This window comes from Streptomyces olivaceus (genome assembly GCF_000721235.1).
Taxonomy (GTDB): domain Bacteria; phylum Actinomycetota; class Actinomycetes; order Streptomycetales; family Streptomycetaceae; genus Streptomyces; species Streptomyces olivaceus.
In genome coordinates, this window is sequence record NZ_JOFH01000009.1 from 74,556 (window position 1) to 88,085 (window position 13,530).

Annotated in this window: 14 protein-coding genes; 6 read left to right on the top strand and 8 right to left on the bottom strand. The window is 71.9% G+C overall.

Features of this window, described 5'->3' with window-relative positions:
* The first annotated feature begins 28 nt into the window (after positions 1–28).
* Both IG94_RS0112200 and IG94_RS0112205 read left to right on the top strand, forming a co-directional pair.
* Positions 29–628 (top strand): histidine phosphatase family protein, encoded by a 600-nt coding sequence (locus tag IG94_RS0112200; RefSeq protein ID WP_031034557.1) that lies wholly within the window; start codon positions 29–31, stop codon positions 626–628.
* Positions 629–677: 49 nt separating this feature from the next.
* Positions 678–1,367 (top strand): hypothetical protein, encoded by a 690-nt coding sequence (locus IG94_RS0112205; protein ID WP_031034558.1) that lies wholly within the window; start codon positions 678–680, stop codon positions 1,365–1,367.
* Between the two features lie 61 nt (positions 1,368–1,428).
* Here IG94_RS0112205 and IG94_RS0112210 read toward each other — a convergent pair whose 3' ends face one another.
* The 7 genes from IG94_RS0112210 to IG94_RS0112240 all read right to left on the bottom strand — a co-directional run bounded on the left by IG94_RS0112210 (position 1,429) and on the right by IG94_RS0112240 (position 7,298).
* The gene (locus IG94_RS0112210) at positions 1,429–2,820 is read right to left on the bottom strand and encodes a nucleobase:cation symporter-2 family protein (protein WP_031034560.1); all 1,392 of its coding nucleotides are present in this window, start codon (positions 2,818–2,820) and stop codon (positions 1,429–1,431) included.
* Between the two features lie 249 nt (positions 2,821–3,069).
* Complete coding sequence (locus IG94_RS0112215; protein ID WP_031034561.1) at positions 3,070–4,470, bottom strand: 8-oxoguanine deaminase; 1,401 nt, start codon at positions 4,468–4,470, stop codon at positions 3,070–3,072.
* Positions 4,471–4,644: 174 nt separating this feature from the next.
* On the bottom strand, positions 4,645–5,580 hold the full coding sequence (pucL, locus tag IG94_RS0112220) for a factor-independent urate hydroxylase (protein WP_031034562.1): 936 nt from the start codon (positions 5,578–5,580) through the stop codon (positions 4,645–4,647).
* 7 nt (positions 5,581–5,587) lie between these two features.
* Positions 5,588–6,004: a hydroxyisourate hydrolase gene (gene uraH, locus IG94_RS0112225; RefSeq protein WP_031034564.1), complete on the bottom strand. Its 417-nt coding sequence runs from the start codon at positions 6,002–6,004 to the stop codon at positions 5,588–5,590.
* A complete protein-coding gene (gene uraD, locus IG94_RS0112230; RefSeq protein WP_031034565.1) occupies positions 6,001–6,516 on the bottom strand; it encodes a 2-oxo-4-hydroxy-4-carboxy-5-ureidoimidazoline decarboxylase in 516 nt (171 codons plus the stop codon). Before uraD ends, uraH begins: the two co-directional genes overlap by 4 nt.
* 150 nt (positions 6,517–6,666) lie before the next feature.
* Positions 6,667–7,035: a helix-turn-helix domain-containing protein gene (locus IG94_RS0112235; protein ID WP_031034566.1), complete on the bottom strand. Its 369-nt coding sequence runs from the start codon at positions 7,033–7,035 to the stop codon at positions 6,667–6,669.
* Entirely contained in the window at positions 7,032–7,298 is a 267-nt protein-coding gene (locus IG94_RS0112240; RefSeq protein WP_031034567.1) for a YkoF family thiamine-binding protein, read from the bottom strand. The genes IG94_RS0112235 and IG94_RS0112240 overlap by 4 nt, the downstream gene beginning before the upstream one ends.
* A gap of 142 nt (positions 7,299–7,440) precedes the next feature.
* Between IG94_RS0112240 and IG94_RS0112245 the strand changes: the two genes are divergently transcribed.
* The 4 genes from IG94_RS0112245 to IG94_RS0112260 all read left to right on the top strand — a co-directional run bounded on the left by IG94_RS0112245 (position 7,441) and on the right by IG94_RS0112260 (position 11,602).
* Positions 7,441–8,280, top strand: coding sequence for a TIM barrel protein (locus IG94_RS0112245; protein ID WP_031034569.1), 840 nt, complete (start codon positions 7,441–7,443; stop codon positions 8,278–8,280).
* A 36-nt stretch (positions 8,281–8,316) separates the two neighbouring features.
* Positions 8,317–9,207, top strand: coding sequence for a 2-hydroxy-3-oxopropionate reductase (locus tag IG94_RS0112250; protein WP_031034570.1), 891 nt, complete (start codon positions 8,317–8,319; stop codon positions 9,205–9,207).
* A 273-nt stretch (positions 9,208–9,480) separates the two neighbouring features.
* Complete coding sequence (locus IG94_RS0112255) at positions 9,481–10,944, top strand: catalase (protein ID WP_031034571.1); 1,464 nt, start codon at positions 9,481–9,483, stop codon at positions 10,942–10,944.
* 421 nt (positions 10,945–11,365) lie between these two features.
* Positions 11,366–11,602, top strand: coding sequence for a hypothetical protein (locus IG94_RS0112260; RefSeq protein ID WP_031034572.1), 237 nt, complete (start codon positions 11,366–11,368; stop codon positions 11,600–11,602).
* Positions 11,603–11,709: 107 nt separating this feature from the next.
* Here IG94_RS0112260 and gcl read toward each other — a convergent pair whose 3' ends face one another.
* Positions 11,710–13,494: a glyoxylate carboligase gene (gene gcl / locus IG94_RS0112265; RefSeq protein WP_031034573.1), complete on the bottom strand. Its 1,785-nt coding sequence runs from the start codon at positions 13,492–13,494 to the stop codon at positions 11,710–11,712.
* Between the last annotated feature and the right edge of the window lie 36 nt (positions 13,495–13,530).

A 13,530-nucleotide genomic window follows, 5' to 3' on the forward strand; every position in this document is an offset into this window, starting at 1 on the left:
TGCGGCGCCCGGTCGTAGCCTGGAGGGCATGGGTGATCTTTTTCTGGTCCGGCACGGCGAGACCGAGTGGTCGCGGTCCGGGCGGCACACCGGGCTGACGGACGTCCCGCTGACCGAGAAGGGGCGGGAGCAGGCGCGGAGCCTGGTGCCGCTGATCCGTTCGCACCGGATCGGGGCCGCCTTCGTCAGCCCCTTCCAGCGGGCCCGGGAGACGGCCGAGCTGATCGGACTGCACGACGTGCGCGTCGAGCCGGACCTGCACGAGTGGGACTACGGCGGCTACGAGGGCGTCACGACGGTCGAGATCCACCGGACCAGGCCCGAGTGGTTCCTGTTCACGGACGGCGTCGCGCCCGGACCGCCGGAGCACCCGGGCGAGACCCCCGAGCAGGTCGGTGAGCGGGCCGACCGGGTGCTGGCCGCGGCGGAGGCGGCGCTGAACAACACCGAGGGGTGTGTGGTCCTGGTCGCGCACGGTCACTTCCTGCGGGTGCTGACCGCGCGGCACCTGGGCCTTCCCTCGTCCCACGGGGCGCTCTTCCAGCTCGGCACCGGGACGCTGTGCCGGCTGGGCACGGAGCACGGGCGGCCGGTGATCGCCGCCTGGAATGTCAGACCTCCGTCGTAGTCTTCGAAGGCGTCACCGGTGAGCCGACCAGACGGAAGGGGGGCGTGCCGTGGCCCTGTCGCCCACTCCTGCCCAGCGGCGGGTCCTCGAGGCCGCCGATCCCGGCACCGGACGCCTGCGGGGTACGGAGGCGCAGCTCGCGGGGCTGGTGAAGCGGGGGCTCGCCTTCCGGCACCCGCGCCCGCCGCACGACCACTTCCTGACGCCGGCCGGGCACCGGATACGGGAGGCGGGCGGCGAGCCGGAGATCCCGGAGGCGTCCGCGGCGGTCTCCCAGGACGTGTCCCCCGCGCCGGCCGCGCGTGAGGTGTTCGCCGCGCGGGTCGGGGGTGAACCGTCCGTCGCGGGGGCGGCCGGGGACGCGCGGCTGCGGGAGGTGCGGGGCGCCTGGCAGGGGCTGCTCGAACTGCGGCGGATGACGCATCCCGACGGGAGTACGGACCGGCCCTGTGCGTGGGAGCGGTCGCACCTCGTGCGGGCCGCCGCGCTCGCCCTGGAGGCCGCCGGGCACCGTCCGGCGGGCCCGGACGGCGACGACGGCGGCGACGAGGACGGTGACGGCGGCGGGTACCGGGTGCGCGCGACGCCGCAGCCGGAGGCCGTCGCCGTGCACGGCCCGGACGCCGCAGCGCTGCGGGCGTACACGGAGACGCTGGAGCGGGCGGGCTGGCACGTCGGGGAGCACACCGAGCCGCGCTCCCGGTCCCGTTACCTGCTGGCCTCCCCGCGGAAGGTGTGACGCCCCGGCCGCCGGGTGGGGCACTGGGCCGGCGGGAAGGGATCACGCCACTCACCAGTGCTCACGGGGCCGCCGCTGCCCTGGACGACTCGGTCAGCTCGTCGCCTGCCTCCATCGGGTGGGTGACGTCCTCGGCGTCGCGTTCGCGGCCGCCGCCGATGTGGTTGAAGACCAGGTTGAGCAGGACGGCGGCGACGCAGCCCGTGGAGATGCCCGAGTCCAGGATGATCTTCGCGTTCTCCGGGAACGCGTGGTAGAAGTCCGGGGCCGCGATGGGGATGATGCCGACGGCCAGGGAGACGGCCACGATCAGGACGTTGTTGTCCTTGTCCAGGCTCGCCCGCACCAGGGTCTGGATGCCGCTCGCCGCGACCGACCCGAACAGCACCACGCCGGCCCCGCCGAGCACCGGGCGCGGTACGACGGCGATGAGCGAGGCGGCCATCGGGCACAGGCCCATCAGCACCAGGAACCCGCCGCCCACGGCGACGACGTAGCGGCTGCGGATCTTCGTCATCGCGACCAGGCCGATGTTCTGGGCGAAGGCGCTGCACATGAAGCCGTTGAAGACCGGGCTGACCGCCGAGCCGAGGGTGTCGGCGCGCAGGCCGGCCGCGATGGTCTTCTCGTCGGCCGGGCGGCCCACGATCTCGCCGAGGGCCAGCATGTCGGCGGTGGACTCGGTCATAGAGACCACCATCACGACGCACATCGAGACGATCGCGGCGATCTGGAACTGCGGGGCGCCGAAGTGGAACGGGGTGGGGAAGCCGATCACGTCCGCGTCGGCGACCGGCCCGAAGTCCGTGACGCCGAAGGGGATCGCGAGGAGGGTGCCCGCGATCAGGCCGAGGAGGACGGCGATCTGCTTGACGAAGCCCCGGGTGAACCGGCGCAGGACCAGGACGATCACGAGGGTGAGCGCGGCCAGGCCCAGGTTGGTGGCCGAGCCGTAGTCGTCCGCGGTGGGGGCGGGACCCTGCGCCCAGTCGAAGGCGACGGGCAGCAGGGAGATGCCGATGAGGGTGATGACGGTGCCGGTGACGACCGGCGGGAAGAAGCGGATCGCCTTGCAGAAGACGGGGGCGGCGAGGAAGCCGAGGAGTCCCGCGACGACGACCGCGCCGAAGATGATCGGCAGCGCGTCGGACTTGTCGTCGGTGGAGGCGACGACCGCGGTCATGGGGGCGACACCGGCGAAGGTGACGCCGTTGACGAAGGGCAGCCGGGCGCCGATCTTCCAGATGCCCAGGGTCTGCAGGAAGGTGGCGAGGCCCGCGGTGAACAGGCAGGCGCCGGTGAGGAAGGTGAGTTCGGCGGCGGTCAGGCCGATGGCCGCGCCGACGATCAGGGGCGGGGCGACGACTCCGGCGTACATCGCGGCCACGTGCTGGAGGCCGGTCGTCGCCATCTTGAGGGGCGGGAGTTTCTCGTCAACTGGGTGGTCGGCCACGGCGGCGTTCCTCCGGTCGGTTACACGTCGGCTCTGACGCGGGTGTCAGGGAGGTGGTGCGAGTGGTGGTCGTGCGGGACCGGTGCGGACGGACCGTTCGGGAAACGGAAGGCCGCTCCGGGGCGTGCGCGCGGGGGCGCACGCCCCGGAGTCGGTTGCCGTGGGACCGCTGGGGTCCACGGCTACCGGCCGGAAGCCGTCCCTCCCGGCCGGAGCTCAAGTGGTGCCGCGTACGGGGCCGTACGCGGTTCAGGCCGTCGCGGCGAGCCGGGCCAGGCGGCGGGCCTCGTCCCTCGTGGCGCGGGCGACGGCGTCCTCGTCGACCGTGAGCAGCCTGCCGTCCTCGACGATCCGGCGGCCGTTCACGTACGACGCCGTGACCGGGGCGGCGGCGCCGAGGACCAGGGCGGTCACCGGGTCGGCGATCGAGGCGTGGGCGAGGGTGTCCATCCGCCACAGCACCAGGTCGGCGAGCTTGCCCGCCTCCAGGGAGCCGGTCTCTGCGGCCCGGCCGAGGACCTGCGCGCCGCCGTACGTGCCCAGGCGCAGCGCCCGGCGGGCGTTCAACGCGGCCTCGCCGTGGACGCCGAGCCGGTTCACCAGCAGGGCGTTGCGCAGTTCGGTGTGGAGTTCGCCGGACTCGTTGGAGGCGGTGCCGTCGACGCCGAGGCCGACCGGGACCCCGGCGGCGAGCAGGTCGGGCACGCGGGCGATCCCGGCGGCCAGGCGGGCGTTGGAGGACGGGCAGTGGGCGACGCCGGTGCCGGTGCGGGCGAACGCGGCGATGTCGGAGTCGTTCATGTGGACGCAGTGCGCCATCCACACGTCCTCGCCGAGCCAGCCGGTGGACTCGAAGTAGTCGGTCGGGCCCATGCCGAACAGCTCGTGGCAGAACTTCTCCTCCTCCTTGGTCTCCGAGCCGTGGGTGTGCAGCCGCACGCCGAGCCGGCGCGCCAACTCCGCTCCCTGGCGCATCAGTTCGGTGGAGACGGAGAAGGGCGAGCAGGGGGCCACGGCGACCTGGGTCATGGCGTCGAAGGAGGGGTCGTGGTGCTCCTCGACGGTGGCGGCGGTGGCGGCGAGCGCGTCGTCCAGGCTCTCCACCGCGAAGTCCGGCGGCAGCCCGCCGTCGGACTCGCCGCGGTCCATGGAGCCGCGGGCGAGGGTGAAGCGGACGCCCATGTCGCGGGCGGCGCGGATGATCGTGCCGGAGAGGTCGCCGGTGCCGCGCGGGTAGATGTAGTGGTGGTCCATGGCGGTGGTGACGCCGCCGCGGGCCATCATGGCGAGGGAGCCCTGGGCCGCCGCGTGGGCCATCGGCTCGTCGATGCGCGCCCACGTCGGGTACAGCGCGGTCAGCCAGTCGAACAGGTTGTGGTCGGTGGCCAGGCCCCGGGTGAGCCACTGGTAGAAGTGGTGGTGGGTGTTGACCAGGCCGGGCGTGAGGAGGTGTCCGGTCGCGTCGATCCGCGCCGCGACGTTCCCCAGGCCCTCGGGCGCCCGTCCCGCGCCCACGGACTCGATCCTGTTGCCGGCGATCACGACATGGCCCGAGGCGTACTCGGTGTCGTCCGCGTCCACGGTGGCGATCGCACAGTTCTCGATGACGGTGCGCTCGGCTGCCGGTGAGGTGCCGGGAGTTGCTGCCATGCTGCTTCCTTGTCTTCGGTGCGGCCCGTGGGCGAGAGTCGGGTACCCACGGGGAGGGCACGGCAGGACCCTGGGAGGATTTGAGTGCCGGAACCGTGCGGCGGCTCCGGGTGCCGAGGGAGTGGGACGGATGCGCTCCCGGGGCCGGCCGGCCCCGGGACCACACCCTTCGTGTCAGAGGTTGGTCATGTCGACCGGGATCAGCTGTTCGGCGCCGTCGCGCAGGATGGTGGCCTCGATCAGGCCGTAGGGGCGGTCGGCGGCGTAGTAGACCGCGCCGTCCTTGGCCTCGTTGTCGATCCCGAAGGGCGACAGGTCCGAGCGGAAGTGGTGCTTGTTGGGCATCGAGAAGCGGATCTCGTCCACCTCGTCGCGGGAGTTGAGCACCCGTACCCCCATCTCGAAGAGGTTCTGCTGCAAGGAGTACGAGTAGGTCTCGGCGAAGGCCTGGAGCGCGTGCTTGCGCACCCCGCCGTAGGAGCGGTCCCAGTCGGGGGCGTGCGGGTCGGCGCCGTCCCAGTTGTGCCGCCACCAGGTGGAGACGGTGGTGGCGAGGATGCGGTCGTAGTCCTCCTGAAGGGTCGTGTACTTGTCCTTGAGGAAGCCGAAGAACTCGGAGTTGGTGGAGTTCAGGACGGTCAGGTCCTTGAAGCCGGAGAGCACCTGGATGCCGTGGCCGTCGTAGGTGATCTGCGCGACGCGCGTCTCCTGGCCGGTGCGGACGAAGGAGTGGGCGATCTCCTCGGCGCCGACGAAGCGGGCGCCGCCCTTGGAGGTCTCGATCCGCTCCCAGCCGTACTCCTCGATCCGGATGCGGGCCCGGCGGATGGGCTCGTTGTCGTCCACGAAGTGGCGGGCGAGCCGGACGCCGAAGTCCTCGGCGCTGCGGATGCCGTGCTCCTTGGCGAAGGCGAACACGGTGTTCTTGGTGGTGTCGGTCGGCAGGACGTTGGCGTTGGAGCCGCTGCGGTGGACCTCCTCCATGTCGCCGGACAGGGCGACGGAGACGTTCAGGTCCTTGATGTGGTGCGTGTCGCCGTCACGCGTGATCTTGACAACGCGGTTCTCCGCCTTGCCGTACTGGTTCTGTCCCAGGACGAATCGGGTCATGTGTCGGTCAGCTCCCTCGGTAAACGGAGTAGCCGAACGGGTTGAGCAGCAGCGGAACGTGGAAGTGCTCGCCGGGCACCACCGCGAAGGCGACGGTGACCTCGGGGAAGAACACGGGCCGGTCGTTCTCGCTGTCCCGGAGCGCGGGGGCGTCCTGCTGGGCCGCGGCTTGTTTCTGGGCGGAGTACGCCTCGGTGAAGTACGCCTCGGTGTCGAAGCCGAGCCGTACGTGGGTGGTGCCCTCCGGCAGGGCCGGGAGGTCCTTGCACCGGCCGTCGGCGTCGGTCGCGGAGGCGCCGAGCGTCCGCCAGTCCGCCTCCGCGCCCGCGCGGGCGGCGAGGTGGACGGGGACGCCCCGGGCGGGGCGGCCGGCGCTGGTGTCCAGGATGTGCGTGGACACGGAGGCGGTGGTGCTGGTGCTCATGGTCGGGCGTCCTGTTCGACGAGTCGGGTCAGGCGGATGCGGTTGATCTTGCCCAGTTCGGTGCGGACGTTTTCCCGCTCCTGCTCGGGCGAGTTGCCGATCCGCTCCTTGACCGCGTCGCGCATCTGCTCGCCGGTCCGGCCGGTGGCGCAGATCAGGAAGACGTGGCCGAACTTCTCCTGGTAGGCCAGGTTCAGTTCGAGCATCTCCGCCTTGAGTTCCTCGGCGGCGCCCGACATGCCCGCCTGTTCGCGGGACGAGGTGGGGTCGCCCGGCCGGGGGCGGCCGATCGGCGGGTGCCCGGCCATCGCCTCGGCGAGGTCGTCCGCCGTGAGCCGGGCCGTGGCGGCGTCGCTCGCGGTGTACAGGTCGTCGGTGGTGGCGAAGGGGCGGGCGGCGAGCAGGTGCCGGACCCACGCCGTGGCGGCGCACGCCTCGTGGAGTTCGGCGCGTGCCGCCGGCTCGTCGAGGGCGTTGAACCGGGCCAGGCCCGACGCGAAGGTGGACGTCACGGGAGCCTCCGTGGCCTTGTACTGAACGGGCGTGCCGGACAGCTAACGCCCTTCGAAACAAGCCGTCAACAGTTTGTTGAAAATTTGGCGCGGGAAAAGCCGCCGCCCCCTCGCCGGGCGGCGGCTCGAAGAGGGCGGGAACCGTGCAGGTCAGGTGCCCTTCTCACGGTTGAGGTAGTTGTAGACGGTGAAGCGGCTGACGCCGAGCGCGCTCGCGACGGTCTCCACTCCGTGCCGTACGGCGAAGGCGCCGCGCGCCTCCAGGGTCCGTACGACCTCCTGCTTGGTCCGGCGGTCGAGGTCGGCCAGCGGCCGGCCCTGCCGGCGCTCCATGGCACTCAGGATGTGATCCAGGGAGTCCGCCAGCTGCGGCAGGCGCACGGCGACGACGTCGGCACCCTCCCAGGCGAGCACCACGTCGTCCCGCCCGGCCTCGTCCGGCGGCAGCATCTCGCCGCCGATGGCGTCGACCAGGGGCTTGACGGCCGCGAGGAACGGCTCCTCGGCGGGGCCGGTCACCGCTCCCCCTCTCCTTCGGCGTCTCCCCCGACCACGTTGACCTGGAGCGAGATACGGGTGGCGCCGGCCTCCAGGGAGCGGCGCAGCAGCGCGTCCACGGCGGTGAGCACCTGGTCGGCGCCGCCCTCCGCGGTGTTGCCGAACGGGCCGACGTCGACCGCGTCCAGCTCCGCCGACTCGACGACCTCCCGGGCCACCACCGCGTGGGCGGGCGCCTCGTCCAGGTCGAAGGGCTCGGTCGTGAACTCCAGTCTCAATCGCACGCCGTCAACCTAACGCCCGGTGACCGTTTTCCGCCGCCCCCCTCTTGACAACGGCGACACCCCACCGGCAATCTTCCATTAAGCAGAAAGCATCTTCCGTATTGCGGAATATCGATCGAAACGGAAGGGAGCGCGGCATCCGATGGGATTCGCAGACCAGCGCTTCAACGTCAACCTGTCGATCCTCTTCACGGAACTCCCGCTCCTGGAGCGTCCGGCGGCAGCCGCCGCGGCCGGCTTCACCGCGGTCGAGCTGTGGTGGCCGTGGATCGACTCGCCCACCCCCGAGCAGTCCGCACTCGACGCCCTGAAGGCAGCCGTCGAGGACGCGGGCGTCCGGCTCACCGGGCTCAACTTCTACGCCGGACGGCTGCCCGGACCCGACCGGGGCGCGCTGTCGATCCCCGGCGAGGAGTCCGACCGCTTCCGCGCCAACATCGACGTGGCCGCCGGCTTCGCCGGGTCGCTGGGCTGCACGGCCCTCAACGCCCTGTACGGCAACCGCGTGGACGGCGTGGACCCGGCCGAGCAGGACCGGCTGGCCCTGGAGAACCTGGCCCTCGCCGCCCGCGCGGCCGACCGGATCGGCGCCGTCCTGCTGGTCGAGGCGCTCAACGAGCCCGAGTCGCCCCGGTACCCGCTGGTGTCGGCGCCGGCCGCCGTCGGGGTCGTCGACAAGGTCAACGAGGCCACCGGACTCGGCAACGCCAAGTTCCTCATGGACCTCTACCACCTGTCCATGAACGGCGAGGACCTGCCGCGGGTGATCGACGCGTACGCCGCGAAGACCGGCCACGTCCAGATCGCCGACAACCCGGGCCGCGGCGCCCCCGGCACGGGCTCCCTCCCGCTGGAGGACCTGCTCGACCGCCTGACGAAGGCCGGATACGACGGCTGGGTCGGCCTGGAGTACAAGCCCGGCGACGCCCCCAGCGCCCAGTCCTTCTCCTGGCTGCCGGCCGGGGCCCGCGCGGCCCGCTGAGCGCCCTCCGCAGAACTTCCCAGAGAGGTACCCATCATGAGCACGCTCCCCAAGATCGCCTGGATCGGCCTCGGCATCATGGGCTCCCCCATGTCGGAGAACCTGGTCAAGGCGGGTTACCGGGTCACCGGCTTCACCCTGGAGCAGGAGAAGCTGGACCGGCTCTCCGCGGCCGGCGGCACCGCGGCCGGCTCGATCGCCGAGGCCGTGCGCGACGCCGACGTGATCGTCACCATGGTGCCCGCGTCCCCGCAGGTCGAGGCCATCGCCTACGGCCCCGACGGCATCCTGGAGAACGCGCGGCCGGGCGCGCTCCTTGTCGACATGTCGTCGATCACCCCGCAGACCTCGGTGGACCTCGCGAAGGCGGGGAAGGGCAAGGGCCTGCGCGTCCTGGACGCCCCCGTCTCCGGCGGCGAGGCCGGCGCGGTCGAGGCCGTGCTGTCCATCATGGTCGGCGGCGAGCAGGCCGACTTCGACGAGGCGCGGCCGCTCCTGGAGGCGCTGGGCAAGACCATCGTGCTGTGCGGTCCGCACGGCTCGGGCCAGACCGTGAAGGCCGCCAACCAGCTGATCGTCGCCGTCAACATCCAGGCGTGCGCCGAGGCCGTGGTCTTCCTGGAGAAGTCCGGCGTGGACCTGAAGGCCGCGCTGGACGTGCTGGGCGGCGGTCTGGCCGGCTCGACCGTGCTGACGCGGAAGAAGGACAACTTCCTCGGCCGCGACTTCAAACCGGGCTTCCGCATCGACCTGCACCACAAGGACATGGGCATCGTCACCGACGCCGCCCGCACCGTCGGCGCGGCCCTGCCGGTCGGCGCCGTGGTCGCCCAGCTGGTCGCGTCCCTGCGCGCCCAGGGCGACGGCGGCCTGGACCACTCGGCCCTGCTGCGGGCCGTGGAGCGGCTCTCCGGCGACCGGGGCTGACCGCCGTACACACCACGGCCCTACACACCACTGCCGTACGCGCCACTGCCCCACGGACCACCGCCGTACGCACCACCGCATGAGACTTCCGGGTGGCGGCGCCGCTGACACCTGTCCTGTCGCGCCCGAGCGGCGCCGCCGCCCGGAACCCACTTCAACAAACTGTTGACGCACCACCCGCCCAAACCTAGGCTCCACCCCAGCCCCCTGAAGCTCCACAAAGCGGAAATGCGTTTCCGCTGACGCTCGCACCAAGGTCACGGAAGGTCCACGATGTCGCAGCGCGTGCTCACCACCGAGTCCGGCGCCCCGGTCGCCGACAACCAGAACTCCGCCTCCGCCGGCATCGGCGGCCCGCTCCTGATCCAGGACCAGCACCTCATCGAGAAGCTCGCCCGCTTCAACCGGGAGCGCATCCCGGAGCGTGTGGTGCACGCCCGCGGCTCCGGCGCCTACGGCCACTTCGAAGTCACCGACGACGTCACCGGCTTCACGCACGCCGACTTCCTCAGCGCGGTCGGCAGGCGCACCGAGGTCTTCCTGCGCTTCTCCACCGTGGCCGACTCGCTGGGCGGCGCGGACGCGGTCCGCGACCCGCGCGGCTTCGCGGTGAAGTTCTACACCGGGGAGGGCAACTACGACCTCGTCGGCAACAACACCCCGGTGTTCTTCATCAAGGACCCGATCAAGTTCCCCGACTTCATCCACTCGCAGAAGCGGGACCCGTTCTCGGGCCGTCAGGAGCCGGACAACGTCTGGGACTTCTGGGCGCACTCCCCCGAGGCCACGCACCAGGTGACGTGGCTGATGGGCGACCGCGGCATCCCGGCGTCCTACCGCCACATGGACGGCTTCGGCTCGCACACCTACCAGTGGACGAACGCCGAGGGCGAGTCCTTCCTCGTCAAGTACCACTTCAAGACCGACCAGGGCATCCGCTGCCTGACCGCCGACGAGGCCGCGAAGCTCGCGGGCGAGGACCCGGCCTCGCACCAGACGGACCTGGTGCAGGCGATCGAGCGCGGGGTGCACCCGTCCTGGACGCTGTACGTGCAGCTGATGCCGGTGGCCGAGGCGGCGGACTACCGCTTCAACCCGTTCGACGTGACCAAGGTGTGGCCGCACCGCGACCACCCGCTCAGGCGGGTGGGCCGGCTGGTCCTCGACCGCAACCCGGACAACGTCTTCGCGGAGGTCGAGCAGGCGGCGTTCTCGCCGAACAACTTCGTGCCGGGCATCGGCCCCTCCCCCGACAAGATGCTCCAGGGCCGCCTGTTCGCCTACGCGGACGCGCACCGCTACCGCCTCGGCGTCAACCACACCCAGCTCGCGGTCAACGCCCCGCGGGCGGTCCCCGGCGGCGCGGCCAACTACGGCCGCGACGGTCTGATGGCGGCCAACCCGCAGGGCCGCGACGCCCGGAACTACGAGCCGAACTCCTACGACGGCCCGGTCGAGACGGGCCGGCCGCTGGCGGCGCCGCTCGAGGTCTCCGGGCACACCGGCACCCACGAGGCACCGCAGCACACCAAGGACGACCCCTTCTTCCAGGCCGGCGAGCTGTACCGGCTGATGAGCGAGGAGGAGCGGGAGCGGCTGGTCGCGACCATCGCGGGCGGCCTCTCCCAGGTCTCCCGCGGCGGCGTCGTCGAGAAGAACCTCGCGCACTTCCACGCGGCCGACCGCGAGTACGGCAGGCGCGTGGCGGAGGCGGTCCGCGCCCTGCGCGAGGACTGACCCACCGGCCCGCGCACGGAACCCGGCGGGGAGGCCGGGGCCGTGTGCGCGGCCCGCGCGGGCACCGGGCGACCCGGATGAGGGGTGCGAGCCGGGTGCCGGCGCGGGCAGGGCGAGGACCGCGGCGGCCTGCGAGCCAGTGCGGTGGTGAAAGGCACGGACGCTTCTCCTACGACCTGAGGGGAGGAGCGCCGCGGGCCCGTCGCACCGCCGCGGTCCCAGCCACCCTCCTTCCGGGAGGGACGAGACTCCGTCCGGCGGCGCGAACGACCTGTCGCGCCCGGCCTCGCGCCGCCGGACGGGCACCGCCTGAACGCACACCACCGACCTGGAAGCGCCGGGGTGCGGAAAACTCCGCACCCCGGCGCTTTCCGGCGTCCGCCGGGGTGCGGAATCCGTGTCCGCGCAGCAGCCTGAAGGCATGGCACACCCACCCGAGCACCCGCACGTCGTCGTCCACTCCCCCGCCCTGGACGGCTCCCGCCGCGTCACCTCCGGCGAGGAGACCCTCGGTGTCGCCTCGCACATCGACGACGTCGCCGAACTGCTGCGCCGGGCCGACCTGTACGTGACGGACGTCGAGGACAGCAACCTGGTCGAGTGGCAGGGCGGCGGCCCGGAGGACTGGCCGGGGCTGCACGAGCATCCCGGGAGCTGACGAGCGCGTAGGCGCCGTCCGCAGCCGGGGAGGGCCGGGACACGTGGGAGCGGCCCGCCCCCCTCCTGGGGAACGGGCCGCTCCCGGCGCTCGGCCGGCCGCGCGGGTCAGACCTTCAGCGTCCGGATCGCCGTCGGCGCGTGCCCCGGTTCGGTCGCGACCTCCTCGAACTCCACCACGTTGGAGATGTCGTTCGTCCCCGACATCGAGATGTTGGTGACGCGCTCCAGGATCGCCTCGACGACGACCGGCACCCGGTGCTCGGCGGCGAGCTTCTTGGCCTGCTCCAGGGCCGCGCCCAGCTCGTTCGGGTCGGTCACCCGGACCGCCTTGCAGCCCAGGCCCTCGGCGACCTTGACGTGGTCGACGCCGTAGACGCCCAGCTCGGGCGAGTTGATGTTCTCGAACTCCAGGTTGACCTGGAAGTCGATGTCGAACGCCCGCTGCGCCTGGCGGATCAGGCCCAGGTAGGAGTTGTTGACCAGGACGTGCACGTAGGGGATCTTGTGCTGCGCGCCGACCGCCAGCTCCTCCAGCATGAACTGGAAGTCGTAGTCCCCGGAGAGCGCCACGACCTGGGCGTCCGGGTCGGCCTTGGCGACGCCGAGGGCGGCCGGGACGGTCCAGCCGAGCGGTCCGGCCTGGCCGCAGTTGATCCAGTGCCGCGGACGGTAGACGTGCAGCATCTGGGCGCCGGCGATCTGCGAGAGGCCGATGGTGGAGACGTACCGGGTCTCGGGGCCGAAGGCCTTGTTCATCTCCTCGTAGACGCGCTGCGGTTTGATCGGGACGTCGTCGAAGTGCGTACGGCGCTGGAGGGTGGCCCGGCGCTCTTGCGCGGAGGCGGCCCAGGCGGTGCGGTCGGGCAGCTTCCCCGCCGCCTTCAGTTCCCCGGCGACCTCGACGAACAGCTCCAGGGCCGCCCCGGCGTCGGAGGCGATGCCGTAGTCCGGGGCGAAGATCCTGCCGATCTGGGTCGGTTCGACATCGACGTGGACGAACGTCCGCCCGGCGGTGTAGACGTCCAGCTTGCCGGTGTGGCGGTTGGCCCAGCGGTTGCCGATGCCGAGGACGAAGTCGGACTCCAGGAAGGTCGCGTTGCCGTAGCGGTGCGAGGTCTGCAGGCCGACCATCCCGGCGTTCAGCTCGTGGTCGTCGGGGAGCAGGCCCCAGCCCATCAGGGTCGGCACGACCGGGGTTCCGGTCAGCTCGGCGAACTCCACGAGCAGGTCGGCCGCGTCGGCGTTGATCACGCCGCCGCCGGCCACGATCAGCGGGCGCTCGGCGGAGTTGAGCAGGCCGATCGCCTTCTCGACCTGGGCACGGGTGGCGGTGGGGCGGTAGACGGGGAGCGGCGCGTAGGTCTCCGGGTCGAACTCGATCTCGGTCGTCTGGACGTCGATCGGCAGGTCGATCAGGACCGGTCCCGGGCGGCCGGAGCGCATCAGGTGGAACGCCTGCTGGAAGACGCCGGGGACCTGCGCGGCCTCCAGGACGGTGACCGCCATCTTCGTCACCGGCCCCGCGATGGAGGCGATGTCGACGGCCTGGAAGTCCTCCTTGTGGATCACCGCGGTCGGTGCCTGGCCGGTGATGCACAGGATCGGGATCGAGTCGCCGCTCGCCGAGTACAGGCCGGTGATCATGTCGGTGCCGGCCGGGCCCGAAGTACCGACGCACACGCCGATGTTGCCGGGACGGGTGCGGGTGTAGCCCTCCGCCATGTGCGAGGCGCCCTCGACATGGCGGGCGAGGGTGTGCTGGACGCCGCCGGACGCCTTGAGCGCCGCGTAGAAGGGGTTGATCGCCGCGCCCGGCACACCGAACGCGTCGGTGACGCCCTCGCGCTTGAGGATCTCAACTGCCGCTCGGGCAGCGGTCATACGAGCCATCGAGTACTCCTGCTCCGGCTGTCGGATTCGCACTCC